This is a genomic window from Rhizobium sp. 01T417 (genome assembly GCF_056398905.1).
The window spans coordinates 38,158-61,879 of record NZ_JBFTQH010000021.1 but is presented as its reverse complement, the minus strand read 5'-3'; the positions used below and the strand labels follow the sequence as shown (position 1 = coordinate 61,879).

General features: G+C 60.9%; 27 protein-coding genes. 18 read left to right on the top strand and 9 right to left on the bottom strand.

Features of this window, described 5'->3' with window-relative positions; genetic code table 11:
• Window positions 1-198: 198 nt before the first annotated feature.
• The 4 genes from AC1DPR_RS20125 to AC1DPR_RS20110 are packed head-to-tail and all read right to left on the bottom strand — an operon-like array spanning window position 199 to window position 3,294.
• Entirely contained in the window at window positions 199-1,569 is a 1,371-nt protein-coding gene (locus AC1DPR_RS20125; protein WP_477817020.1) for a 4Fe-4S binding protein, read from the bottom strand.
• Window positions 1,566-2,420 (bottom strand): FTR1 family iron permease, encoded by an 855-nt coding sequence (locus tag AC1DPR_RS20120; RefSeq protein ID WP_477817019.1) that lies wholly within the window; start codon window positions 2,418-2,420, stop codon window positions 1,566-1,568. The genes AC1DPR_RS20125 and AC1DPR_RS20120 overlap by 4 nt, the downstream gene beginning before the upstream one ends.
• On the bottom strand, window positions 2,417-2,752 hold the full coding sequence (locus tag AC1DPR_RS20115; RefSeq protein WP_025660786.1) for a cupredoxin domain-containing protein: 336 nt from the start codon (window positions 2,750-2,752) through the stop codon (window positions 2,417-2,419). The genes AC1DPR_RS20120 and AC1DPR_RS20115 overlap by 4 nt, the downstream gene beginning before the upstream one ends.
• A complete protein-coding gene (locus AC1DPR_RS20110) occupies window positions 2,752-3,294 on the bottom strand; it encodes an iron transporter (RefSeq protein WP_062368259.1) in 543 nt (180 codons plus the stop codon). The genes AC1DPR_RS20115 and AC1DPR_RS20110 overlap by 1 nt, the downstream gene beginning before the upstream one ends.
• A 161-nt stretch (window positions 3,295-3,455) precedes the next feature.
• On the opposite strand from AC1DPR_RS20110, the gene AC1DPR_RS20105 reads away from it, so the two are divergent.
• Window positions 3,456-4,136 carry an NnrU family protein gene (locus tag AC1DPR_RS20105; RefSeq protein ID WP_477817018.1) on the top strand — a complete coding sequence of 227 codons (681 nt, stop codon included), beginning with the start codon at window positions 3,456-3,458 and terminating at the stop codon, window positions 4,134-4,136.
• On the opposite strand, the gene AC1DPR_RS20100 is transcribed toward AC1DPR_RS20105, so the two are convergent.
• Window positions 4,091-4,726, bottom strand: coding sequence for a UbiX family flavin prenyltransferase (locus AC1DPR_RS20100; protein WP_477817017.1), 636 nt, complete (start codon window positions 4,724-4,726; stop codon window positions 4,091-4,093). The genes AC1DPR_RS20105 and AC1DPR_RS20100 overlap by 46 nt on opposite strands.
• Complete coding sequence (locus AC1DPR_RS20095) at window positions 4,713-6,221, bottom strand: UbiD family decarboxylase (protein ID WP_477817016.1); 1,509 nt, start codon at window positions 6,219-6,221, stop codon at window positions 4,713-4,715. Before AC1DPR_RS20095 ends, AC1DPR_RS20100 begins: the two co-directional genes overlap by 14 nt.
• Before the next feature lie 102 nt (window positions 6,222-6,323).
• Here AC1DPR_RS20095 and ubiT point away from each other — a divergent pair, with 102 nt between their 5' ends.
• From ubiT to AC1DPR_RS20065, 6 genes are all read left to right on the top strand, one after another.
• The gene (ubiT, locus tag AC1DPR_RS20090; RefSeq protein ID WP_477817015.1) at window positions 6,324-6,830 is read left to right on the top strand and encodes a ubiquinone anaerobic biosynthesis accessory factor UbiT; all 507 of its coding nucleotides are present in this window, start codon (window positions 6,324-6,326) and stop codon (window positions 6,828-6,830) included.
• A complete protein-coding gene (gene ubiU, locus AC1DPR_RS20085) occupies window positions 6,821-7,798 on the top strand; it encodes a ubiquinone anaerobic biosynthesis protein UbiU (RefSeq protein ID WP_477817014.1) in 978 nt (325 codons plus the stop codon). Before ubiT ends, ubiU begins: the two co-directional genes overlap by 10 nt.
• 3 nt (window positions 7,799-7,801) lie before the next feature.
• The gene (ubiV, locus tag AC1DPR_RS20080) at window positions 7,802-8,731 is read left to right on the top strand and encodes a ubiquinone anaerobic biosynthesis protein UbiV (RefSeq protein WP_477817013.1); all 930 of its coding nucleotides are present in this window, start codon (window positions 7,802-7,804) and stop codon (window positions 8,729-8,731) included.
• Window positions 8,728-9,144: a hypothetical protein gene (locus AC1DPR_RS20075; protein ID WP_477817012.1), complete on the top strand. Its 417-nt coding sequence runs from the start codon at window positions 8,728-8,730 to the stop codon at window positions 9,142-9,144. Before ubiV ends, AC1DPR_RS20075 begins: the two co-directional genes overlap by 4 nt.
• Entirely contained in the window at window positions 9,141-9,323 is a 183-nt protein-coding gene (locus AC1DPR_RS20070) for a hypothetical protein (protein ID WP_477817011.1), read from the top strand. The genes AC1DPR_RS20075 and AC1DPR_RS20070 overlap by 4 nt, the downstream gene beginning before the upstream one ends.
• Before the next feature lie 174 nt (window positions 9,324-9,497).
• Window positions 9,498-9,854 (top strand): hypothetical protein, encoded by a 357-nt coding sequence (locus AC1DPR_RS20065; RefSeq protein ID WP_477817010.1) that lies wholly within the window; start codon window positions 9,498-9,500, stop codon window positions 9,852-9,854.
• 72 nt (window positions 9,855-9,926) lie between these two features.
• Here AC1DPR_RS20065 and AC1DPR_RS20060 read toward each other — a convergent pair whose 3' ends face one another.
• Window positions 9,927-10,139, bottom strand: coding sequence for a hypothetical protein (locus AC1DPR_RS20060; RefSeq protein ID WP_018856187.1), 213 nt, complete (start codon window positions 10,137-10,139; stop codon window positions 9,927-9,929).
• A gap of 123 nt (window positions 10,140-10,262) precedes the next feature.
• Here AC1DPR_RS20060 and AC1DPR_RS20055 point away from each other — a divergent pair, with 123 nt between their 5' ends.
• From AC1DPR_RS20055 to AC1DPR_RS20045, 3 genes are all read left to right on the top strand, one after another.
• Window positions 10,263-10,826, top strand: coding sequence for a threonine transporter RhtB (locus AC1DPR_RS20055; protein WP_477817009.1), 564 nt, complete (start codon window positions 10,263-10,265; stop codon window positions 10,824-10,826).
• 94 nt (window positions 10,827-10,920) lie between these two features.
• Entirely contained in the window at window positions 10,921-11,253 is a 333-nt protein-coding gene (locus AC1DPR_RS20050) for an ArsR/SmtB family transcription factor (protein WP_169680332.1), read from the top strand.
• Between the two features lie 45 nt (window positions 11,254-11,298).
• Window positions 11,299-12,021, top strand: a complete 723-nt coding sequence (locus AC1DPR_RS20045; protein ID WP_477817008.1) for a CBS domain-containing protein — start codon at window positions 11,299-11,301, stop codon at window positions 12,019-12,021.
• 289 nt (window positions 12,022-12,310) lie between these two features.
• On the opposite strand, the gene hutC is transcribed toward AC1DPR_RS20045, so the two are convergent.
• Both hutC and AC1DPR_RS20035 read right to left on the bottom strand, forming a co-directional pair.
• Window positions 12,311-13,033 carry a histidine utilization repressor gene (hutC, locus tag AC1DPR_RS20040; protein ID WP_018856183.1) on the bottom strand — a complete coding sequence of 241 codons (723 nt, stop codon included), beginning with the start codon at window positions 13,031-13,033 and terminating at the stop codon, window positions 12,311-12,313.
• A gap of 56 nt (window positions 13,034-13,089) precedes the next feature.
• Window positions 13,090-14,451 (bottom strand): formimidoylglutamate deiminase, encoded by a 1,362-nt coding sequence (locus AC1DPR_RS20035; RefSeq protein WP_477817007.1) that lies wholly within the window; start codon window positions 14,449-14,451, stop codon window positions 13,090-13,092.
• Window positions 14,452-14,572: 121 nt separating this feature from the next.
• Between AC1DPR_RS20035 and hutI the strand changes: the two genes are divergently transcribed.
• The 8 genes from hutI to AC1DPR_RS19995 all read left to right on the top strand — a co-directional run bounded on the left by hutI (window position 14,573) and on the right by AC1DPR_RS19995 (window position 23,681).
• Window positions 14,573-15,835: an imidazolonepropionase gene (gene hutI, locus AC1DPR_RS20030; protein ID WP_477817006.1), complete on the top strand. Its 1,263-nt coding sequence runs from the start codon at window positions 14,573-14,575 to the stop codon at window positions 15,833-15,835.
• A complete protein-coding gene (hutH, locus tag AC1DPR_RS20025; protein WP_477817005.1) occupies window positions 15,832-17,367 on the top strand; it encodes a histidine ammonia-lyase in 1,536 nt (511 codons plus the stop codon). Before hutI ends, hutH begins: the two co-directional genes overlap by 4 nt.
• 1 nt (window position 17,368) lies before the next feature.
• On the top strand, window positions 17,369-18,169 hold the full coding sequence (hutG, locus tag AC1DPR_RS20020) for an N-formylglutamate deformylase (RefSeq protein WP_477817004.1): 801 nt from the start codon (window positions 17,369-17,371) through the stop codon (window positions 18,167-18,169).
• Window positions 18,170-18,195: 26 nt separating this feature from the next.
• A complete protein-coding gene (hutU, locus tag AC1DPR_RS20015) occupies window positions 18,196-19,884 on the top strand; it encodes a urocanate hydratase (protein ID WP_113161657.1) in 1,689 nt (562 codons plus the stop codon).
• A 186-nt stretch (window positions 19,885-20,070) separates the two neighbouring features.
• A complete protein-coding gene (locus AC1DPR_RS20010; RefSeq protein ID WP_477817003.1) occupies window positions 20,071-20,739 on the top strand; it encodes a HutD/Ves family protein in 669 nt (222 codons plus the stop codon).
• A gap of 211 nt (window positions 20,740-20,950) precedes the next feature.
• Window positions 20,951-21,964 (top strand): taurine ABC transporter substrate-binding protein, encoded by a 1,014-nt coding sequence (gene tauA, locus AC1DPR_RS20005; protein WP_477817002.1) that lies wholly within the window; start codon window positions 20,951-20,953, stop codon window positions 21,962-21,964.
• Between the two features lie 74 nt (window positions 21,965-22,038).
• On the top strand, window positions 22,039-22,830 hold the full coding sequence (locus AC1DPR_RS20000) for a taurine ABC transporter ATP-binding protein (protein ID WP_477817001.1): 792 nt from the start codon (window positions 22,039-22,041) through the stop codon (window positions 22,828-22,830).
• A complete protein-coding gene (locus AC1DPR_RS19995) occupies window positions 22,827-23,681 on the top strand; it encodes an ABC transporter permease subunit (protein ID WP_113161653.1) in 855 nt (284 codons plus the stop codon). Before AC1DPR_RS20000 ends, AC1DPR_RS19995 begins: the two co-directional genes overlap by 4 nt.
• Window positions 23,682-23,722: the final 41 nt, after the last annotated feature.

Genomic DNA, 23,722 nt, shown 5'->3' with positions numbered 1-23,722 from the left:
TTTCCAAACCTTCCGGGGCACTCAGAAATCCTTCCGCACCAGCGGTTTTCCATCTCCATACTGTTTTGCGATGGAGAGCTTTGATCGGCCGCAATCGATGGTCACCGCATCTGATTGGTTTGCCTCGCCGACGGCTGAATGATGCCCTCTTCCGACAAGTGGTGTCCTTGCCAACGGGCCAGCAACCCTGGAGCGTTGCTAGCTGAACGCCGCCCAGCCGACTGCAAAGGTCAACGTCGGAAGCGCCAAGAGGCACGTCGCCAGGAGCCGCCGGCCGAGACGCCGGTCGTAGAGGCCAGTGATCTGGTGGCAAAGTGCGACAGACCAGACGGCGGCCGCCAGAACCAGCGCGCTTCTTAGATCGTCGACGATGGGCAACATGATCCCGTCCATCCGCAGCTGCGATATCGTGAGCGACAGAAGGCCCGTGAACAACGAAGCGGAAGCAAGGGGAATAAGGGATTGTGCGAGGTGATGCATCGGGCGGACGCGATTGCGAAGGATCCAGGCGCTCGCTGCCAGAGGGAACCCAAAAGCGAGGGTCGCCAAGGCAGCTGACAATGCGAGAAGCGCAAGCAGGGACAGGGCGTCGACGATCGTCATGATATCGCTGGCTGCAGGATAGTTGGTCAACAGCCACCATGGCAGCCGTAACGAAAGCGGCCACATCAGCTGTGCGTCGAGGCAGGCTTCCACCAACCACTGGCGTATGGCCAGAAACCAGTCGCTGCCCGACCAGGTGAGCGCTGCCGGGACGAGACCAAGCATGACCGGGAGCAACATCGCAGTCTCCCATCCGGTCGCCATCCGGCCGGATCCTCGCACGATGTCGATCGCCGGCTTTCGCCACGCCAGCCGGATCGCGCCCCTATGTCCGGAACAACGGCCGCACATGTGACAGGCGGCAGCTCCCTGCATGGTCTTGATGGGCACCAGGGGCGCACAGTTCACGGCATCAGGTCGGCCGCGTGGCGCGGGCCAGCTCGCCGGATCCACCCTGAAATGGAGGGGCGCCATCTTCGAAACGATGCCGAATACGCCGCTGACAGGACACAGGAACCGGCACCACACTCTCTTGGCCTTGCCATATCGAGCGCCTACGGCGATTGCTGCGAATGTCGAGCCGCCGAGCAGAAGTGCGGCCGGCTTGGGATACTGATAAATGCTCGTAAGTTGACCGTAAACTGTGGTGGAAATGAAAGACAGGACCGGCCAACCCGACCACTTCATCCAGCCAGGAATCGCCCTCCCCGCGCCCCGTTCACTGGCAAACTCCGAAAGCGCGCCTTCCGGGCAGAGTATCCCGCACCAGAACCTGCCGACGAGCGCCGTTGCAAGGATCACAAACGGCCACCAGAGGCCCCAGAACACAAATTGAGCAAAGCGCGTCAGGTTCGTCCATATGAAGTCGGTCCTCGCAGGAAGAGGCAGGACGACGGGCACGACCAGAAGCGCCGCATAGCCTGCCACGATCCCCCATTGAAGGCGTCGGATGAACACCTGCCGCCGCAGGAGAAGATCGCCGAAGCCGCCAAGAAGTGCCTGCGCGCCAATCTGGATGGAGGTCATGCAGGAGCCTTCTCTCCAAGCGGCGGCATGTAAGCCAGAGAGGCGGTGAACCAGTAGGCCCCGATGCCCAGAAGAGGAAGAAGTTCCGGACGGGCCCGATAGCCTGCGAGCCCGGCGAGGAAGGCGCCGGCCCCCCTGCCATCGTCGAGAAGCCAGCTCAAGTCCCATAGCGGCGCGGTCAAGGGCGTCAGGATGCCAAGGGAAATCGACTTGTCGATGACGGTCATGGCCAGGCCGCTGCCGAGAATGATGAGGAGCGCCTGACTGATCCGCGACAACACCTTCTTGGATGCCATCGCCGCACCGGCCCTAAACGCCCAGAACGTTCCCACGGCCAGCACCAGACCCACCGCGCCCGACACGACGACAATGCCGGTCTGCCAGCCTTCGGACGCAGAGAGCATTCCATAGAGAAAAATGACTGTTTCGGCTCCTTCCCGGGCTACGGCAAGCGCCGCCAGGCAAGCCAGACCCAGCCAGTTGCCAGCCCGTACATGCCCGAGCGCCTCATTGCGCAGTCCCCCGGTATCGCCCTGTTCCATCCGGCGCATCCAGAACACCATTCTCAGCATGAGGACTGACGCCAGCGACGCCATGATCATTTGGAGTATTTCCTCGGCATCTCCGTCGAGCAGTGCGGAGGCCCGGCTCATGATCAGCGCCAGGGCGGCAGCGAACAGGATGCCAGAGGCAACCCCCGCGGCAATCCATCCGACGGCTGTTCTTTGAGCGGAAGGCCCCTCCCGCAACGACCAGGTCAAAAGGATTCCGACGACGAGCAAGGCTTCAAATGTTTCCCGCCAGACCACGGATGCGATCTCGAAGGACTGCAGATAAAGATTCGCGCTCATTTGGCGACCATGCTCGCCGGTGGCATGTCGAGGTGAAAGTCGTCGAAGAAGGCATAGGTTCCGACATCCAACGAGCGAAACACGAGAAAGCTTGAGGCGCCCGGAGCGAGCACCTTTTCCTTGCGCAGCGGAATGCTTTCGAATTCGACCGGCGTCGAGCCGTCGTTGTGAAGCTCAAGCTTGAAACGCGTGTTGGCTGGCACCTCGATGACGGATGGCGAGATCATTCCGTTGCTGAAGTGAATCTGGATGACCGGATCGTCGCCCTGCGCAACGGCGGGCGTCACCGCGAGGCAGACCGAGAGCCCCGAAACAAGTGTTCGCAGCCACATCAGTAGCCGCCCTTCTTTCCGACGCCGGCAAACACGAATTCATATTTCAGGGTAAATGCTTCAGGCCACGCGGCTACTCCGGTCTCCTTGTCGACATGCCGGCCGAACGACATCATGCCGTGACCGCCAGGGTGCACGGTGAGCTCAAGCGCATAGCGGCCTGGCCCTGAGAGCTTGACGTTGTCGCCGTAGTGAGGCCCGTCGCTTGCGACCATCGCCTCAAGGGCACCCCCCTGTTCGGCGCCGTTGTCCAGGTTCTTCACCCTGTATTCGACATGAAGACCCGGCACCCAGTCGCCCTCGGCAAAGCCATTCGCGTTCTCGGCCGTGGCGTGTATGTCCGCTTCCAGATGAACGTCGGATTCGGCCGTTGCAAGCATCATTCCCGGAGGATCCATTTCGATCGGCTGAAGATAGACGGCTGCCACTTCCATCCCACCCGCAAGCTGCGGCGCTCCGATCGGATATTCCGCGGCGCGCACAGCAAAAGGCATGGCGGCGAGAAGAACAGGCGCGAGGCAAAGGCAGGTAGCTCGAAGCATTGTGTGTGATCCGTAAAAGGTGACTGAACGGCTCACCTTTATCAGCGCAATTGCCCCGCTCTTTGCGCTGGCGCAAAGATGAGGACTTCGCAAGGCTGATTTGACATTCCTCAACGCCCGTTCGTGCAGATCGTGCCATCGACAAGAAAAAGGAGGCGAGCGTGACCGAATTTCTAGCCGCGTTTACGGTGTTTCTGGCGCTTCATTCGATCCCCGCTACACCAGCGGTTCGAGCAGGCATCATCAGTCGGATTGGCAGGCGGACCTACTTCGTCGCCTATTCAGCAGCCTCGCTGCTGGCGCTGGCATGGTTGTTTGCCGCTGCGCTGAAACTTGACTATGTGCCTTTGTGGGACCTGCAACCCTGGCATGCGGTGATCACGTTTGTTCTCGCTCCCCTGGGCGGCTTGCTGGTGATTGCAGGACTTATTAGTCCCAATCCCCTTTCGATCACCGTCCGATCATCGGAAAGACCTGGCGCCGTCGTTGGTATCACCCGCCATCCGGTTCTCCTTGGATTCGCGATCTGGGCAGCGGGACACATCATCGCCAATGGCGATCTGCGGTCCATTCTGTTGTTCGGCGGTTTCGCCCTCTTTGCCATCGGCGCCATACCGATGATCGAGAAGCGGGCAAAGCGGCGGCTTGGATCACGGTGGGAGAGCCTGGCTGCGCCGACCTCGATCCTGCCTTTCCGGGCGTTTCTGGCTGGAAGGCGACCCGCCTTCGACGTGCCCTTGGTCGCCTCCATTCTCCTGACCGGTATCCTTGTTGGCTGGCTTTTGTTTGGCGGCGGTCATGCCCTGCTTTTCGGCGCCGACCCTTTTGCAATATTCGGCTGATCGAATAACGCCTCGCCAAGCCAGGCGCGCGATTGATGCGGGACAGGAAGTCCAAGCAGATCGACTGCCCGACGAGCGAGGTGGTCTACCACGTCCTGGATGGACTCGGGCCGATTGTAGAATGCCGGCACGGGCGGCATGACGATCGCTCCCATTTCCGTGACGGTGACCATGTTGCGAAGGTGTCCGAGATGCAACGGCGTCTCGCGGGTGAGCAGGACCAGCCTGCGCCTCTCCTTCAGTTGAACATCCGCCGCCCGAGAAATCAGGTTTTGAGACAACCCTGTGGAGATCGCTGCCAGCGTCTTCATGGAGCATGGCGCAACAATCATGCCGGTGACCGGAAACGAACCGCTCGCGATGGCCGATCCAATGTCCTTGTTGTCATATGTCCTATGTGCCTTGAGCAGCATGCGTCCGTGGGCTTCAGCCGAAACTTCGTGAGCGAGTGTCCGGCAGCCACTGTCGGAAACAACGAGATGCACCCTTACATTCAGCGAGACCAGCAAATCGAGCACGGCGACGCCAAGCGCAGCGCCTGAAGCTCCGGTCACTGCAAGCACGACATCCTTGTGTTCAGATACCCGCATCACGTCGCAGCCTTTCCCATGTTTGCGCGGCCTTTTCCTCAAGGTTTTCGGGCATCGCCAGCACTCGACCCCATTCCCTTTCGGTCTCAGCACCGATCTTGTTGGTGGCGTCCAAGCCCAACTTGGCGCCGAGCCCGGACTTCGGAGACGCGAAGTCGAGGTAGTCGATTGGCGTGTTTTCCAGCACCACCAGGTCCCGCGAGGCATCGAACCGGGTTGCGACCGCCCACATGATCTCCTCCCACTTCCTGACGCTGATATCCGGATCTACGACAATGATGAGCTTCGTATAGTTGAACTGCGGGAGCATCGACCACAGCCCCATCATGATACGGCGAGCCTGACCCGGATAGCGCTTGTCGATCGAAACGACGACTGCCCGATAGGAGCAAGCTTCCGGCGGAAGCCACAGATCCCTGATCTCCGGAAACTGGCGCTTCACGATCGGGATGAAAAGCTCGGTCATCGCCTCGCCCAGCCGTGATGGTTCGTCTGGCGGGCGCCCGGTATACGTCGAGAGATACACCGGCGAGCGCCGCGTGGTTATCGCACTCAACCTGACGACTGGAAACGGCTCCACGGAGTTGTAGTACCCGGTATGATCTCCATAGGGTCCCTCTGGCGCCGTTTCCTCAGCGGAAACGTAGCCTTCGAGAACTATTTCGGCATTTGAAGGGACCGCAAGCGGGACAGTGAGCGCGCTGGAGACCTCGGTTCTCGATCCGCGCAGAAGGCCGGCGAAGTTCAGTTCGCTCATGCCTTCGGGAAGTGGAATGACGCCGGCGAGAAGCGTCGCCGGATCGGCTCCTATCACAACGGCGATCGGCATATCCAGGCCTTTACGCTGCCACAGCCGAAAATGCTTCGCGCCACCACGATGGGCCAGCCACCGAACGATCAGCGACGAGCGGTCGCGGACCTGCATCCGGTATATGCCCACGTTCACGTCCCTGGGGTCGTCGGGATTGCATGTAATCACCAGCGGCCAGGTCACGAGAGGCGCCGGCTCGCCTGGCCAGCACCATTGCACCGGAAGCTGCCCGAGGTCGATCTGCTGTCCCTTGTAGACGACCTCCTGAGAGGCAGCCGCCCTGCGCAAGCGAGGTCGCATGCTGCCCACCGCCTTGAGCATTGGCAGCTTGCTCCACGCATCGGCGAGCGACACGGGTGGTGTCGGCCGTTGAAGCTCGGCCAGGTCATTGGCGAGGCCCGCCAGCCCCGCTTCGCCGACGCCAAAGCCGAGCTCGATCCGCTGCCTTGTACCGAACAGATTTGCAACGACCGGTATCGGGGAGCACCGTCCGTCGGCATTTACGGGGTTTTTGATGAGGAGGGCGGGACCACCCTCGGAAAGCACTTTCTGGTGCAGGGCGGTCAGTTCATGCACGAGCGACACGGGCTCCTCCACGACAAGCAGCAGTCGTCGCTGCTGCAGGTCGCGAAGGAAGGACTGCAGGTCGCCATGGCGTTTGGCTTTTGGCTCTTCGTTACGCATGACGCTGAAATCGACGAGGAAACCGTCTTTGTCTTTGTCTCAGATCAAACAGAGCCTCGCCAAGAAAAACTAGGATTGCCCTGTTCAATCTGAGAGGCCGTAATGCTCGCCCCATCTCGCCTGATGGCGACCGCCCGCATCATTCCATTGCCGATCGTCGGGCGCATTGCCGACTTCCTGCTCAAGGAGGTTCTTTCAATTCATCCGAGGCTCTTCGACCGGCTCGGTGAGTACAGCCAGTCCCGCTTTGCATTCGTGCCGTCGGACTTCCCGTTTTCATTCCTGATTTGCCCAAAAGATCGCACTGTCCAAGCCTTTCGTCGCGGTACCCACATGGCCGCTGACACCACCATCTGCGGACCGCTGGTCCTGATGCTGGCCCTTGCCGAGGGCAGGATTGACGGCGATGCCATATTCTTCGCAAGAAAGCTCACTGTCACGGGTGACATGGAGGCGGTGCTGGCACTTCGAAACGCGCTTGATGACAATGAAATAGACCTCGTTGACGCAATCGGGAGATTGTCGGGCCCGATGACCCGTTCCATCACCGGAGCCCTTGGTTCGGTCCGTCGGCAAGCACTGAAGGCGCATGGTGTCCAATGGAGCTGATCTGCCCTGCAGGAACCCCTGCATCGTTTCGCGAGGCCGTCGATGCGGGGGCAGATGCCGTCTACTGTGGCTTTCGCGACGAGACAAACGCGCGCAACTTCCCGGGTTTGAATTTTGATCTCGCCGAGCTTCGTGATGCAATCGGCTACGCACGCGCGCGAAAGGTGAAGACGTTTGTCGCTCTCAACACTTTCATGACCGCCGGCAAGGAAGATCTCTGGTACCGCAGGGCAAGGGAAGCGTCGGAAGCGGGCGCCGACGCCCTCATCGTTGCAGACTTCGGATTGATGGCGCATGTCGCGGAACATCACCCGGCACAGCGCCTCCATATCTCGGTTCAGGCGTCTGCCTCCAATCCCGAGGCCCTTTCATATCTGGTCGACTGTTTCGGTGCTGCCCGGATCGTGCTGCCGCGAACCCTCACCATCCAGGACATCGCCCGCATTGCACGAAGCGTAGACTGCGAATTGGAGGTTTTCGTCTTTGGCGGATTGTGCGTCATGGCAGAGGGGCGCTGCTCGCTGTCGTCCTACGCGACCGGCAAGTCGCCAAATATGAACGGCGTATGCTCGCCAGCCAGCCACGTACGCTACCGGCAGGCCGGCGGCGACCTGGTGTCTGAACTGGGTGGCTTCACCATAAACCGGTTTTCCGAAGAAGAACCCGCTGGCTATCCGACGCTGTGCAAGGGTCGCTTCGAGGTCGGACAAAGCGCGACCTACGCTTTCGAGGATCCGGTGTCGCTGGACGTCATGGACCAGCTCGACGAACTTCGGGCGGCCGGCGTCAAGGCATTGAAGGTCGAAGGCCGTCAACGCGGCAAGGCCTACATCTCGGAGGTCGTGTCCACGCTTCGCGCCACGCTGCAGGCGGCGCCCGCGGACCGCCCGGTCCTCATGTCACGCCTTCGCAAACTCAGCGAGGGACAACAGACGACAAAGGGCGCCTATGAGAAGCGTTGGAGGTAGTCGATGAAATCTCCCCTGAAGCTTACCTTGGGGCCGCTCCTCTATCTTTGGCCGACAGAGCGCTGGCGCGACTTCTATTTCGCAATCGCCGACCAGTCGCCTGTCGACGTCGTGGTGCTTGGCGAGACCGTCTGTTCCAAGCGGTTGCATTTCATGGAACCCGAGTTCGTGGCTGTCGTAGAACGCCTGGAGGCGGCGGGAAAGGAAGTCCGTCTCTCCACGCTCGCCCTTGTAACCCTCGATCGCGAATCGAAGTATCAGAGATCAGTTGCAGCCGATGAAGATCACCTGGTCGAAGCCAACGATCTTTCAGCCCTTCAGATGCTGAAGGGCCGGCGTCACACCGTCGGACCCTTCGTCAATGTCTATAATGGACCGTCGGCCAAGCTTCTCGCACGAAACGGCGCGGCCAGCATCTGCCTGCCCCCGGAGCTGCCGGCAGCGTCGGTCGCCGAGATCACGCGATCCTGCCCCGGAGGCGATTTCGAGCTTTTCGCGTTCGGCCGCTTACCCCTCGCCATCTCGGCGCGCTGCGCGCATGCGCGATCCAAGGGAAAGACCAAGGACAATTGTCAGTTCGTTTGCCAGGAAGATCCCGACGGCCTTTCCGTAGCCACGCTTTCAAACCAGCCGTTTCTCGCATTGAACGGCGTACAGACGGTCTCTCACTCCTGCCAGGCGCTTCTGGAAGGGCCGGAGGAGTGGGACGCACTGGGCGTCAGCTCACTGCGCCTCTCGCCGCAGGATTGCGACATGGTTGCCGTGTCCGCGCTCTATCGCAAGATGCTCGACGGTCACCTCGCGCCGGCGGAGACGGGCTCAAGAATACGAAACCTCTATCCCGACGTCCCGTTGTCGAACGGATTTCACCACGGGCGCGCCGGTGCGGAATGGATCGCAAGACAAAGGAACACAGAAGGAGCGAGCAGATGACAGGGAAGCAATCGCGAAGCGGCAGTCTCGCCGATAATCATATTCTTGCAGCGGTTCGCCAGATCAAGGCTTTCGCGAAAAATCCGGCGCTCGATTGCGGCTGCTCCACGGTTGTGGGCCAGGTCCTGGTCAGCCTCGTGCCGAAACAGCGCGCTGCCGTCGTCCAGGAGCTGTTTCTGTCTGCCATGCGACAACGGGACAAAGTGTCGACCCTTATGGAGCTTCTGAAGGAACTCGACCAGTTCGGACCGGCAACGGAGATCGGGGAGGTTGAGGAAGCGGCGTTGATCTTCGACGACCTGGCTCAGCAGGCGCGGTTGGGATCGCAGCTCCTGAGAGCCTTCGCCTTCAATCGAAACGACATGCTGGCTCCAGCAACCAAGCATGTTGAGGTGCAGGAGGCCTTGTCGTGAATTCCGAAAGGAGCTGCCAGAGACATATCGACGCTCTGGAGTTCGTCAGCCTTTGGGGAGCGTCTGGCGGCGAGCAGCGGGCGGTCCTGGAGGCGTTTCTTTTCCATTCCCGCGGGTGGTTCTCGAAAGATCCGGGTGACCAGCAGGACCGGCTTTGCAGGGAACGCTCCGGTGAATAAGCCTTCATTCCAGTTCGCGTTCATCTTCACGGAGGTATTTGGGCCCGGCAGGTATGATGTCACGGTTTGACCCAGATCAAGGTTTTGGGAGAGCGCATCGCTAATCTTCGCAGAACTTTGGCAGGGGATCGCCGTCAGCGGCGCTTTTGGTGCGTGGCACGGAGGGAGCAAGTTTTGCGGTATACGGTAGTCGCTGCGTGGCTGGACGGAAAGGAGAGATCCGGACGCATCGTTTTGCAGGCAGCCGGTCGTTCACGGACGATCGTCGTCACGCGACGTGCGCTCCTCAATGTCGACACCCCTCCCCGCGCCACAGAGGAACGTCTCCTTCAACATCTTGATAGTTTCTGTGAGATGGCGCTCGCCTTCATCGGCGATCGCCAGGACGACTGCGAGACGCTCCTTGTCACAGCGACCGACGTTCGCAACCGCAGAAGAGCAGAACCGGTTCCGGAGCCGCTGTGGACCTGGCAAGACCAGTGGGGCTGCTGGAAACAGAAAGGCAGTCGTTCTCGGCTCGGGTTGGTCTGATCGGCAGGATCGCGCCGCTCGGCGCTCATGCCTTCGGCATTGCTCATTTGCACCGGGTCCGACTTTCGGCGCTCAAGGTTCATCAAGCCACAGCGCCGTCGCCAGGTAACCGGCAGCGATCGTGCTGCCGAACAGATAGACAAACATGCCCTGGGCGACATAATAGTCGGGCACTTCAATACCTGCGCCCCAGGAGCCGACCCTCCAGATAGCCAATCCAGCCACGGATCCGATTGCGAATCCGGCCGAAAGGCGGGTAAGCAGAAACCAGATCAAGTGAGGCATCGCGGTACCTCCATCCATGTCCCAGCATAACACGTCGTGTGGCGACAAGTTCTTGCAAAATGATCAATGTCAATGTGGCCGACGTCGCATCGTGCGAGCAGCGAGTTTCACAGGATACGGACCATGAATGACCTCAGCTTTGCACTTGGTGCTTTCACACTTCTGATACTGCCGGGACCGACCAACGCATTGCTCGTCATGGCGTCGCACGGCCTATCTCGCATTGGCTTGCTTGAGGTGCTCGCCGCCGTTGTCTTCGCTTACCTTGCGATCATAATTCCCGTTTCAAGCGTCGCTGGTCCATTCCTGCATGCTCACCCTCTCGCGCTGCAAGTCGTGAAGGCCACCTCCGCCGTCTGGGTGCTCTATCTTGCATTCAAGCTTTGGGGGCGCAGTACCGTCGCCTCGACGGAATTTGCGGGTCCCCGGCACGTGTTCGTGACGACATTGCTCAATCCGAAGGCGATAATAATCGGATTGACGATCATTCCCTCCCCGCAGGATGGACTTGCGCTCGCCACGATGATGGCGTTCGTCGCCGTGGCACTCTCGACGTCCCTGATTTGGCTTACCGCCGGCAGGCTGGTGATCGGCGAAAGCGATCACATGCCCTTGATCGCCAGGCGTTGCGGTTCAGCAGCCTTGATGATCTTCTCCATCGTCCTGACGGCGAGTGCTCTTCGCTAGGAGACGAGCCGTCTTTCCCTAGCAATTTGCGCTGGCTCAATGAAGGGATCCGGAAGGTCGCTAATATCGCTCCGTTCATACCGGAGGAAATGCGATGCTCGGCGACGACGGCGAACTCGCTGCATATTTCTCGGCGCTCGCGAATGCCCATCGCCTGGCCGTGTTGAGAACACTCGCCGAGGGCGAAATCTGCGTCAGGGAACTCGCGCTCCGCATCGGTCTGGGCCGGTCTGCCCTGTCGCAGCACCTGAACATCCTTCGACGGCATCAGCTGGTCAAGCAGCGTCGTGAAGCGCAGACGACCTACTATTCTCTGTCTGGCAGCAGAAGCGACAAGGCGCTCCTGCTCGTTAACACCATTCTTTTTCCGTATGGGGTCCAGTTGTCGATGTTCGGGTTCTCGGACGTCACGCGGGACGGCGTGTAGGCATTTGTAGAACCGGTTCCCGTTTGCGCCCTGGAGGTGCCTGAAATGCGCGTAAGTCAAATCATGACAGAAGGCGTCATCACGATCACTGAGCGGGCGACCGTGATCGATGCTGCAGAACTGATGCTCTACCATCGCATCAGTGGCCTTCCGGTGCTTGATGCGCGGGGCGGCCTGGTGGGTATGCTGAGCCAAAGCGACCTGGTGCGAAGGTCGGAGGCGCAGACCGAGACCCGCCGTTCATGGTGGCTGCAACTCTTGACGGGTCAAGACTGCCTTGCCGACGAATATGTGGCCTTGCGCGGACGGCGTGTTGGTGAAGTCATGTCGCGTCCGCTTGTGACCGTCTCTCCTTATGCGACGCTGACCGAGGCGGCAGAATTGATGGAGCAGACAAGTGTAAAGCGGCTGCCGGTGGTCGTGGGGGACAGCCTCGTCGGCATCATTACCAGGAAAGACTTCCTCAAGCCGCTTGGACAATCGCGATCGGTCTCGGTCTTTCCGATTGATGACAGGACGATCCTATCGAACGTCGAGGCGGAATTGCAGACCAGAAAATGGGCTCGATGTGGACAGATCCGCGTCAGCGTCAATGCCGGCATTGTCGTGTTGAGAGGGACGGTTCCCGACGAGCGGGTGCGGGCGGCCGTAAGAGTTGCGGCGGAGAATGTCGCCGGCGTGCAGGACGTTCGGGACGAACTCACCTGGATCGATCAGAGCTTCAGGATTTTGGCGCCGTCACCAACCGTCGAAGAGAGGCTGAACTGAACGCGCCTCAACTGGCGGCTAGACCGTTGCAAAAAGCCGCATGACAGGCCCGACCGATGACAGGAGAGGCAAAGGTGCTGACGCCAATATGCATTGCGGCAGTCTTGCTGGCGATGGCGAGCTTGCGGCGGCATGCGAGACATCAACCTTCTGAAGTTTGAGACGTTTTGCGTGACGTTCGTTGCGTTCACTGGCGAGCCACGAAACTCGGGTAGGAGACTTGCGCTCCGAGGAACCAGGTGTCTTGCTGACAAGGCCGTCTGACAACACAGTCTGACAAGGCCGTTCGCTATTGCGACGCCGGGGTGAAGCGCGCTACCAGTGCGTGCCGGTCGCCGGGATAGGTGAAGCGCACGTGAGTGACTGGCCCGACATTGCTCCAGGTGCGGCGTTCGACAACCAGACAGGCAGTGTTGCGCGGGATGTCCAGGGCGGCAGCCTCGTCCGCGCCGGCCGATACGGCATGGATGCGGTGCTCGGCGCTACTCCATGGGATCTGATTGATCAGCCAGGCGCCCGGTGCCATCTCGGAAAAATCGGCGTCGGCCGCCTCGGGTACGGTCGACAGACTGATTAGCCTTTCCTCGAGGCAGAATGGCCGCCCGCCCGCGTGATGAATGCAGGCCACGTCGACAACGGAAGAGCCCGGCATGACGTCCAGGCGTCCGATGTCCTCGGCCTTGGCCTTGCGTTGCACGCGCTTTGAGACCGTGAAGGCATAGGCAAGATTCAACGACTTGACCTCGGCGCCGATGTCGTGGATCTCGAGGACGGCCGATTGTGCCTGCGGCTGTGTGACGAAGCTGCCGGACTTCTTCCGACGCTCGATGAGGCCCGCCTTGGCGAGCTGGGTCAGCGCCTTGTTCACGGTCATGCGCGAACAGTCATATTGCTTGGTGAGATCCACTTCGAACGGGATACGGTGACCCGGTGGCCATTCGCCCGAGACGATGCGGCCCTCGATGTCACTCACGATCCGCTGATGCAAGGTTATGTCCTTGCTTTGGTTCATCGTCACGCTCCGGTTATACCTCCCGCTCTAATGTGAATGTCGGGACCTGGAAAGCCCTATGCTGAAAGAAGCTCGCCCATCGCCTTCAGGAACCGGCGATTGATTGCCTCGCGCGCTACGTGGCGGCCGCCTTCCACCTGCTTGCGGCCGAGCGCCCAGACACTGTCGACCGCGACACCGCCGGCAAAAATCCAATGATCGAGCAACTGGTCGCCTGAAAGATAGGGCACGGCGGTCGTGTCGAGCGAGATGAGATCGGCGTGATGACCGACGGCAATTCCCCCAGGGGCCTTCAGGGCGGCGCCGCCACCGGTTATTGCATGATCGAACAGGCTGCGCGCCGTTGAGCCGCCGGGTGCAGCCACCACGTTGCGGGCCCTCAACGCCAGACGCTCTGAGTATTCAAGCTGGCGCAGTTCGCCGGAAAGCGAGATCGCCACGTTGGAATCGGAGCCGACGCCGAGACGTCCGCCTTCTTCGATGAAGAGCGGTGCCTCGAAGGTGCCATCGCCGAGGTTGGCCTCGGTAATCGGGCAAAGGCCGGCGATCGCACCGCTACGGGCCATGCCACGGGTTTCCTCGTCGCTCATGTGCGTCGCGTGGATCAGGCACCAGCGATCATCGACGGGTTGGTTGGCAAGCAGCCATTCGACGGGCCTGGCGCCCGACCAGGAGATGCAATCCTCGACTTCCTTGACCTGCTCGGCGATGTGGATGTGGATCGGGCCGTTACCGGCAAGCGGGACGACCGTGGCCAGTTCCTCGGGCGTGGCGGCGCGCAGGCTATGTGGGGCAAGGCCGAGCTCGGCACCTTGAAGCCCGCTCGTCACCTTGCGGCAGCCGTCCATCAGGGCGGCAAAACTGTCCAGCGAATTGATGAAGCGTCGTTGACCCTCGATCGGTGCCGCGCCGCCGAAGCCAGAATGGGCATAGAATACGGGAAGCAGCGTCAAGGCGATGCCGCTGACATTTGCCGCCGCCCCGATGCGCTCGGCCAGCTCGGCAATGTTGGCGTAGGGTGTGCCGTTCTTGTCGTGGTGCAGATAGTGGAATTCGCCGACACGGGAAAAGCCGGCCTCCAGCATCTCCATGTAGAGCTGGGCGGCAACGGCTTCGACATGTTCGGGCGTCATCGACAATGCGAACTTGTACATGACCGTGCGCCAGCTCCAGAAGCTGTCATTGGCAGGTCCCCGCACTTCGGCAAGGCCGGCCATGGCGCGCTGGAAAGCGTGGCTGTGGAGATTGCCCATCGCCGGCACAAGCGTACCGTGACGATCATCGGCTGGCGTCGGAGCGACGTTGGTCTCGATGGTCGCAATCAGGCCGTCCTCGATCGTCACGCGCACGTCCTTGCGCCATCCCTGCGGCAGAAGTGCCGCGCTCGCATGAAGTCTGGTCGCCACCGTCTGAGCCATAACGCTTTTTCTCCTCTTTGGCGCCGCGCATCTTTCTTTTCCATGGAGGCGCACAAAATTTCACTTGTCATCGGTTTATTATGTATATACATGTTTCCGCATAAGGAAAGGCGCAAAGCTGATGAATGGGAACAAATTTTCAAGCCATGAGTCATCCGGCGACGTCCGTCCGCATCTGTGGCGGAATGTGCGCTTGGCAACACTCGACCCACAAAAGCAGGGCCTCGGCATCGTTGAAAAAGGCGCCCTCGTCACCGAGGGTGGGCGCATAAGCTACGTCGGCTCCGAGGACGAACTGCCTGTTTCCGCGATCGAGCGCGCCGAGATCACGGATCTCGAGGGCCGCTGGGTTACACCGGGCCTCGTCGACTGCCACACCCACATCGTCTATGGCGGCAATCGCGCCCGCGAGTTCGAGATGCGCCTCGAAGGTGCGACCTATGAAGAGATTGCGCGCGCTGGCGGCGGCATCGTCTCTTCCGTCAAGGCAACAAATGCGCTCTCGGTCGAAGGCCTCGTCAAGGCGGCGCTTCCCCGCTTGGATACGCTGATCTGCGAGGGGCTGACGACGATCGAAGTCAAGTCCGGCTATGGGCTGAACGTCGACGGCGAGCTGAAGATGTTGCGCGCTGCCCGCCAGCTTGAGCGCCTTCGCCCGGTGCGCGTCGTCACGTCCTATCTCGGCGCTCATGCAACGCCGATCGAGTACAGGGGGCGCAACAGCGACTATATTGCCGAGGTCGTCCTCCCAGGCCTCGAATACGCCCATGCCGAGGGCTTGGTCGATGCAGTCGACGGGTTCTGCGAGGGCATCGCCTTTTCCACCGCCGAGATCGCCCGCGTGTTCGACAAGGCAGAGACACTCGGTCTGCCAGTCAAGTTGCATGCCGAACAATTGTCCAATCTTGGCGGCGCCAAGCTCGCCGCCTCCCATGGTGCGCTCTCTGCCGACCATCTTGAATATCTCGATGCCGAGGGTGCTGCCGCCATGGCTGCGGCCGGTACGGTCGCCGTTCTCTTGCCTGGCGCTTTCTACGCCATCAACGAAAAGCAGAAGCCGCCCGTTCAGGCGCTGCGYGACGCCGGCACCCGTATTGCCATTGCGACCGACTGCAATCCCGGCACCTCGCCGCTGACCTCGCTGCTTCTGACGATGAATATGTCAGCCACGCTCTTCGGCCTGACTGTCGAGGAATGCATTGCGGGGGCGACCCGCGAGGGCGCACGCGCCCTTGGGCTTCTGGGCGAGACAGGAACGCTCGAGACCGGCAAGTCCGCGGACTTTGCGATCTGGGACGTCGAAAGCCTCGCGGAGCTCGTTTACCGCATCGGCTTCAACCCGCTTCATGCACATGTTTTCAAGGGCGAAAGGATCGACCATTGACCATTACCCTTCATCCAGGCTCCGTTTCGCTCAGGGATCTGGAGACGATCTACTGGACCGGTGAACCGGCGAGGCTCCACGCATCTTTTGATGCCGGTATCGCCAAGGCCGCTGCCCGCATTGCAGAGATCGCGGCCGGCAATGCACCGGTCTATGGCATCAATACCGGCTTCGGCAAACTTGCTTCGATCAAGATCGACAGTGCTGACGTGGCGACGCTCCAGCGCAATCTTATCCTGTCCCACTGCTGCGGCGTCGGCGCGCCGTTGCCCGAAAACATCGTTCGCCTGATCATGGCCTTGAAGCTCGTTTCGCTCGGTCGCGGCGCCTCTGGCGTCCGGCTTGAACTGGTGCGGCTGATCGAAGGCATGCTCGAAAAAGGCGTCATCCCGGTCATCCCGGAAAAGGGTTCCGTGGGCGCTTCGGGCGACCTTGCGCCGCTGGCCCACCTGGCCGCCGTGATGATGGGCGAAGCCGAAGCCTTCCTTGCGGGTGAACGCCTGTCCGGCGCAGCCGCCCTTGCGAAGGCTGGCTTGAAGCCCGTTGTGCTGGCGGCCAAGGAAGGCCTTGCGCTCATCAACGGCACGCAGACCTCGACGGCATTGGCGCTTGCCGGTCTCTTCCGGGCTCACCGCGCAGCTCAGGCAGCACTGATTACCGGTGCCATGTCGACCGATGCGGCGATGGGCTCGTCCGCGCCTTTCCATCCCGATATTCACACGCTGCGCGGCCACAAGGGCCAGATCGACACGGCCGCGGCACTTCGCGCGCTCCTCGAAAGCTCCGTCATCCGCCAGAGCCATATTGAGGGCGACGAGCGTGTGCAGGATCCCTACTGCATTCGTTGCCAGCCGCAAGTCGATGGCGCCTGCCTGGATCTTCTGCGCTCGGTCGCGCGCACACTGGAGATCGAGGCAAATGCCGTCACCGACAACCCGCTGGTGCTTTCGGATAATTCGGTTGTCTCGGGCGGCAATTTCCATGCCGAGCCGGTTGCCTTTTCAGCCGACCAGATCGCCCTCGCCATCTGCGAAATCGGCGCGATCGCGCAAAGGCGCATCGCCTTGCTGGTCGATCCCGCGCTTTCCTATGGATTGCCGGCCTTCCTGGCAAAGAAGCCGGGCCTCAACTCAGGCCTGATGATCGCCGAGGTAACGTCGGCAGCGCTGATGTCTGAGAACAAGCAGATGTCGCACCCGGCCTCCGTCGATTCGACGCCGACATCCGCCAACCAGGAAGATCACGTTTCGATGGCCTGCCATGGAGCGCGTCGTCTGCTCCAGATGACCGACAACCTCTTCAGCATTATCGGCATCGAGGCATTGACCGCAGCGCAGGGCGTGGAATTTCGTGCGCCACTCACGACAGGTCCCGAGCTGCAGAAGGCGATCGCCACCATCCGCAGCGTGGTCCCGACGCTGGAGCTCGATCGCTACATGGCGAACGATCTGAAGGCGGCTGGCGACCTCGTCGCGACAGGCGCGCTGAATGCATCAGTCTCAAGCGGCATCCTGCCGGCTCTGGAGGTCTGAGATGGCTGTCGTCGACGTCAAACACGGTTCTTCACCCATTGTCCTGGGTTTTCCGCACACCGGGACTGACGTGCCCGCCGGCATCTGGGAGCGTCTGAATGATAACGGCAGGATTCTTGCCGATACCGACTGGCACATCCATGACCTCTATGACGGCCTGCTTGCCGATGCGACGACGGTGCGCGCGACGTTCCATCGCTACGTCATTGACGCCAACCGCGATCCGGCAGGCGTCAGCCTCTATCCCGGCCAAAACACCACTGGCCTGGTTCCTGAAACGGACTTCGACGGCAAGGCGATCTGGAAGGATGGACGGGCACCTGATGAAGCCGACATTGCGGCGCGGCTCAGGGACTTTCATGCTCCCTATCATGCAGCTCTTGCCGCCGAGGTTGAGCGTGTGAGAGCAATTCACGGCGTGGCGATCCTCTATGATTGCCACTCGATCCGCTCCCATATTCCCTTCCTTTTCGAAGGCAAGCTGCCGGATTTCAACATCGGCACCGACATGGGCAAGACGTGCGATGGCGCGATAGAACAGGCGACGCTCACGGTCGTCGAGGCGGCCGAAGGCTATGACTGCGTGCTCAACGGCCGCTTCAAGGGTGGGTGGACGACGCGCCACTACGGCCAGCCTGAAACGGGCGTGCACGCCATCCAGATGGAACTCGCGCAATCGACGCATCTTGAGACCGAGGCGCCGCCGTTTGCCTACGACACTGCCAAGGCAGAGCGCCTTCGCGTCCACCTCAAAGACATTCTGGTGCGCATCGAGCAGATCGCGCCGGACCTGAAACGATAACGATCACTCGACAGGGGGAACCCCGCATGACCTCAAATCCACGTCACAACATTCGCGAGATCCGCGCCCCGCGCGGCAGTGAACTCAACGCCAAGAGCTGGATGACCGAAGCGCCGCTGCGCATGCTGATGAACAACCTCGACCCTGACGTCGCGGAAAATCCAAACGAGCTGGTGGTTTATGGCGGCATCGGCCGTGCAGCCCGCACCTGGGACGATTTCGACCGTATCGCAGCGACCCTGAAGACTTTGAACGAGGATGAAACGCTCCTCGTGCAGTCCGGCAAGCCAGTCGGCGTGTTCCGCACGCACAAGGATGCCCCCCGCGTGTTGATTGCCAACTCGAACCTCGTGCCGCACTGGGCGACGTGGGATCACTTCAACGAGCTGGATAAAAAGGGCCTTGCCATGTACGGCCAGATGACAGCCGGCTCATGGATCTATATCGGCACGCAAGGCATTGTGCAGGGAACCTACGAGACCTTCGTCGAGGCCGGCCGCCAGCACTACGATGGCAACCTCAAGGGCAAATGGATCCTGACCGGCGGTCTTGGTGGCATGGGTGGCGCACAGCCGCTCGCAGCCGTGATGGCGGGCGCCTGCTGCCTGGCCGTCGAATGTGACGAGACGCGCATCGATTTCCGTCTGCGTACACGCTACGTCGACGAGAAGGCGAAGACACTCGATGAGGCCCTGGCGCTGATCGACAAGTGGACGAAGGCCGGCGAAGCAAAGTCGGTCGGACTGCTCGGCAACGCTGCCGAAATCTTCCCGGAACTCGTTCGCCGCATGAATGCCGGTGGCCCTCGCCCCGATATCGTGACCGATCAGACATCCGCGCACGATCCGCGCAACGGCTACCTGCCAGCCGGCTGGACTGTCGAGGAAGCCAAGGCCAAGCGCGAGAGCGATCCGAAGGCTGTCGAAGTGGCCGCGCGCGCTTCGATGAAGGTCCACGTCGAAGCGATGGTTGCCTTCTGGGATGCTGGCGTTCCGACGCTCGATTACGGCAACAACATCCGTCAGGTTGCCAAGGACGAGGGCCTGGAAAACGCCTTCGCCTTCCCGGGCTTCGTGCCTGCCTATATTCGCCCGCTGTTTTGCCGCGGCATCGGTCCCTTCCGCTGGGCAGCCCTGTCGGGCGATCCGGAGGATATCTACAAGACCGACGCCAAGGTGAAGGAGCTTCTGCCTGACAACAAGCACCTGCACAACTGGCTGGACATGGCCCGCGATCGCATCGCTTTCCAGGGATTGCCGGCGCGCATTTGCTGGGTCGGTCTCGGCGATCGCCATCGTCTCGGCCTTGCGTTTAACGAGATGGTCAGGAACGGCGAGTTGAAAGCACCCGTTGTCATCGGCCGCGACCACCTCGACTCCGGCTCCGTCGCTTCACCGAACCGCGAGACGGAAGCGATGAAGGACGGCTCGGATGCTGTCTCCGACTGGCCGCTTTTGAATGCGCTCCTGAACACCGCATCGGGTGCGACCTGGGTGTCGCTCCATCACGGTGGCGGCGTCGGCATGGGCTTCTCGCAGCATTCCGGCATGGTCATCTGCGCCGACGGCACTGATGAGGCGGCGCGCAGACTTGAGCGGGTTCTCTGGAACGACCCGGCAACCGGCGTCATGCGCCATGCCGACGCGGGCTACGAGATCGCGATCGAGTGCGCCAAGGAACAAGGCCTGCGCCTGCCCGCGATCCTCGGAAACTAAGCCTCACATCAGTCGAACAAGGCCGCCGCATCTCGCGACGGTCCTGTCGACGGTGAGAAGGATCAATGCCTCCGAAAAGCCTGTGCCATGGGGAAAGGATCGAAGGCATCTCCCTAGGGGGGGGAAAGGTTTCCACTGTCGCTCAGTTCCAGCCGGTGACAGGGAGTTCACAATGATGGAGCAAAAATGACCCGCGCCACCGTCCTCAGAGCCAGCAATTATCGCCGCATGCCGTGGAAGAACGGCGGCGGCGAGACCGTTGAGGTCGCCGTCTCGCCCGAGGGGGCGGCCCTTTCTGATTTCGACTGGCGCGTCAGCATGGCAACGGTCGCGACCGATGGCCCCTTCTCGATCTTTCCTGGCATCGACCGGACGCTTTCGATTATCGACGGCAACGGCATGCAGCTCGCAATCGATGGGGATGATCCGCTGTTGCTGACGCAGGACAGCGCTCCCCTCGCCTTTGCCGCCGATGTCGCTGTCACTGCAACGCTTGCCGAGGGACCCATCACGGACCTGAACGTCATGACGCGTCGCGACGGATTGCGCCACCGGGTCGAGAGGGTTGATATCGATTCCAGGGCCACCTTTCAGCCCGCCGCGCCGACGTGGCTTCTCCTTTGTCATCAGGGCGCGCTCACCGTTGAATGGAGTGGTCAAAGCGTGGATCTTGGCCCAGGCGATACGCTCCTGCTCGAGCAGGCCGGGGATGTCGAGCTTCTGCTCGAGCAACCCGGGGATGTCGAGCTTCTGCTCGAGCAACCCGGGGATGTCGAGCTTCTGCTCGAGCAACCCGGGGATGTCGAGGTGAGCGGCAGAGCGCGCTGCTTCCTGATCCTTATCGATCCGGTCTGACGCCATTTCCCAAATTATGATGCCGATCTAGGCCCCTCAGCCGGCCGAGGCGCGAATGATTGCGCCTCAACTCAATCAAAAAACAATATTGTTCTTATATTCTATAAAATAGATAGTTTTGCCTGTGTCCGCTAAAGCATCCGCCCTACGGTCTAAGCGTCGAAACAAGTTCAGGCGCTGAAGCTGACGCTCAGCCGCAAGGGGGCGAAACATGAATATCAGGACATTATTGGCGGTGATCACACTTGGTTCCGCGAGCCTGCTGGCAACATTTTCCGTACAGGCAGCCGACAAGAAGGTCGTGGTAGCCTATCAGACGGATGCGCTTCCGTCGTCGGTCGCAATCGCCAATGGCGAATTTGCGAAGGCAACCGGCTACGACATCGATTTCCGCAAGTTCAACTCCGGGGCTGAAATCTTCGCGGCCATCGCTTCGGGCGATGTGCAGGTCGGTTACGTCGGCTCGAGCCCGTTCGCGGCTGCGACCTCGCGCGGACTGGAGGTCAAGGCCTTCTACCTTTCCTCGATCTCCGGCATCGACGAGGCGCTGGTCGTTCGCAACGGTTCGGGCATTGCGTCTCTGTCCGACCTCAAGGGCAAGAAGCTCGCTGCCGCGCCGGTATCGACCGACCACTATCAGCTTCTTGCGTTGATCAAATCCCTCGGACTGACGGAAAAGGATGTTCAGGTTTTTGCAATTCCGCAGCCCGAGATCGTCGCCAGCTACAACCGCGGCGACATTGACGGTGGCTTTGTCTGGGATCCGGCGCTGAGCGAGCTGAAAAAGAACGGCAAGGTGCTTGTCACCTCCAAGGATGTCGCCGACAAGGGCGCGCCCACTTTCTCCGCATGGGTTTCCGCATCGAAGTTCGCCGATGAGAACCCGGCGTTCCTGAAGGGCTTCGCCAGCGTGGTCAACAAGTACTACGCCTCCTTCGCGGCAGACAAGAAGGCCTGGGACGCCGACAGCGAAAATGCCAAGCTGCTTGCCAAGACACTTGGTGGCGCACCCGAGCAGCAGGCTGCCGCACTGAAGAACCTCACGCTGCTGACCCCTGAGGTGCAGGCGTCCGAAGCCTGGCTCGGTGGCGGCGAAAAGTCGGGCGCTGCCAAGATCCTCAAGGACACGGCCGCCTTCCTGAAGGATCAGGGCAAGGTGAGCGAGGTGCTGCCGAGCTACGCGGCTTTTGTCACGCCGGATGCACTTGTCAACGCAAGTAACTGAAATAACGAACAATCCTCCCATCCTGCTACGCTGGCGCGATATCGCGCCAGCGTCACAACATGAAGAGACGGCACATGCTCAAAGTCGATCACGCAAGCGTCTATTTTCGGACGCGGGATGGCCGGACGGTCCATGCCCTGGATCGCGTTTCTCTCGATATTCCAGACAACAGCTTCGTCGTGGCACTTGGTGCATCGGGTTGCGGCAAGTCCACACTCCTCAATGCGATTGCGGGCTTCCTGCCGCTTTCTTCGGGCACGATTACTCTTGATGGACGACCGGTCACGCGCCCTGGCGCGGACCGAGGCGTCGTGTTCCAGAAGGATACCCTGCTGCCTTGGAAGTCGGTCGTCGACAATGTCGCACTTGGCCTTCAGTTTACGGGTACTCCAAAAGCTCAGCGTCGTACCCGCGCGGAAGAGCTTCTGTTTCTCGTCGGTCTGAAAGACTTCGCGAAAGCCTTTCCCTACGAATTGTCGGGTGGCATGCGCCAGCGCGTCGGGATTGCCCGCGCCCTTGCCGCCGATCCTGATGTGCTTTTGATGGACGAGCCTTTCGGAGCCCTGGACAGCCTGACGCGTGAACAGATGCAGGAACTCCTCGTATCGATCTGGAAAACAACGGGAAAACGCATTTTCTTCATCACGCATTCGATCGAGGAAGCTCTGTTCCTCGGGACGCAGCTTGTGGTGATGTCGCCGCGTCCCGGCCGCATTGTGGCGCGCTTCGAACTCGATTTCGTTCGCGAGTTCGCCCGCACTGGCGACGCCCGATCGATCAAGATGGCACCGGAGTTTGCCGGTTTGCGAGAAGAAATCCGGACCATTCTGCATGGCTCCGACGAGATCAGGAGTGCGGCGGAATGAGCAATGTCATCGAAACGACGGGCGTGGTCGTGCGGGCCGAAACGGATCAACCGAAAACCGTCGAGATGAATGGGTTCGGCGTCGGCGAACGCAATACGCTTGTCATCAGCTTCGCGACGGCCGTCGCTTTGATTGGAACCTGGTGGCTGATCGCCAGGCTGGGGTTGGTACCGCGTCTTTTCCTGCCGACACCGCAGGAGGTCGCCACGCAGCTCGGAGCCGTCTATCGTGACGGCTATGCCGGCGCGTCTCTCGGCGAACATATTTCGGCAAGCCTGTTCAGGATTGCAACGGCAGCTGCCATCGCCATTGCCGCCGGCATCCCGATCGGCCTGCTGATGGGGCTCAATCGCTGGGCGAAGGGCATCTTCGATACACCGATCGAATTCTACTGGCCGCTACCGCCCCTCGCCTATCTACCGCTGATGATCATCTGGCTCGGCATCGGCGAGACGTCGAAGGTAACGCTTCTCGTGCTTGCCATGTTCGCACCGATCTGCCTTTCGGCGCAGGCTGGCGTGCGCGCCCTGCCGATCGAGCGCGTCAACGCGGCGCGGTCGCTTGGCGCCCGACCCTGGCAGCTTCTTGTCAGCATTGTTTTGCCATCGGCTCTGCCGGAGATCCTGACGGGTATCCGCATTGCGCTTGGTGTCGGCTGGGGCACGCTCGTTGCAGCGGAGTTGATCGCCTCCAACCGCGGCATCGGCTACATGATCATGTCGGCGTCCCAGTTTCTGGCAACTGACGTTGTCTTCGTTGGCATCGGCATCATCGCTGCCTGTGCATTTGCCTTCAGCGCTGCCGTTCGCCTCTTGGAAGCGACCCTCGTTCCGTGGAAAGGTAAGAGCTAGGGGATACGCAAAGCGTCCCTCGTGGCTCAAGACGGTGCCGG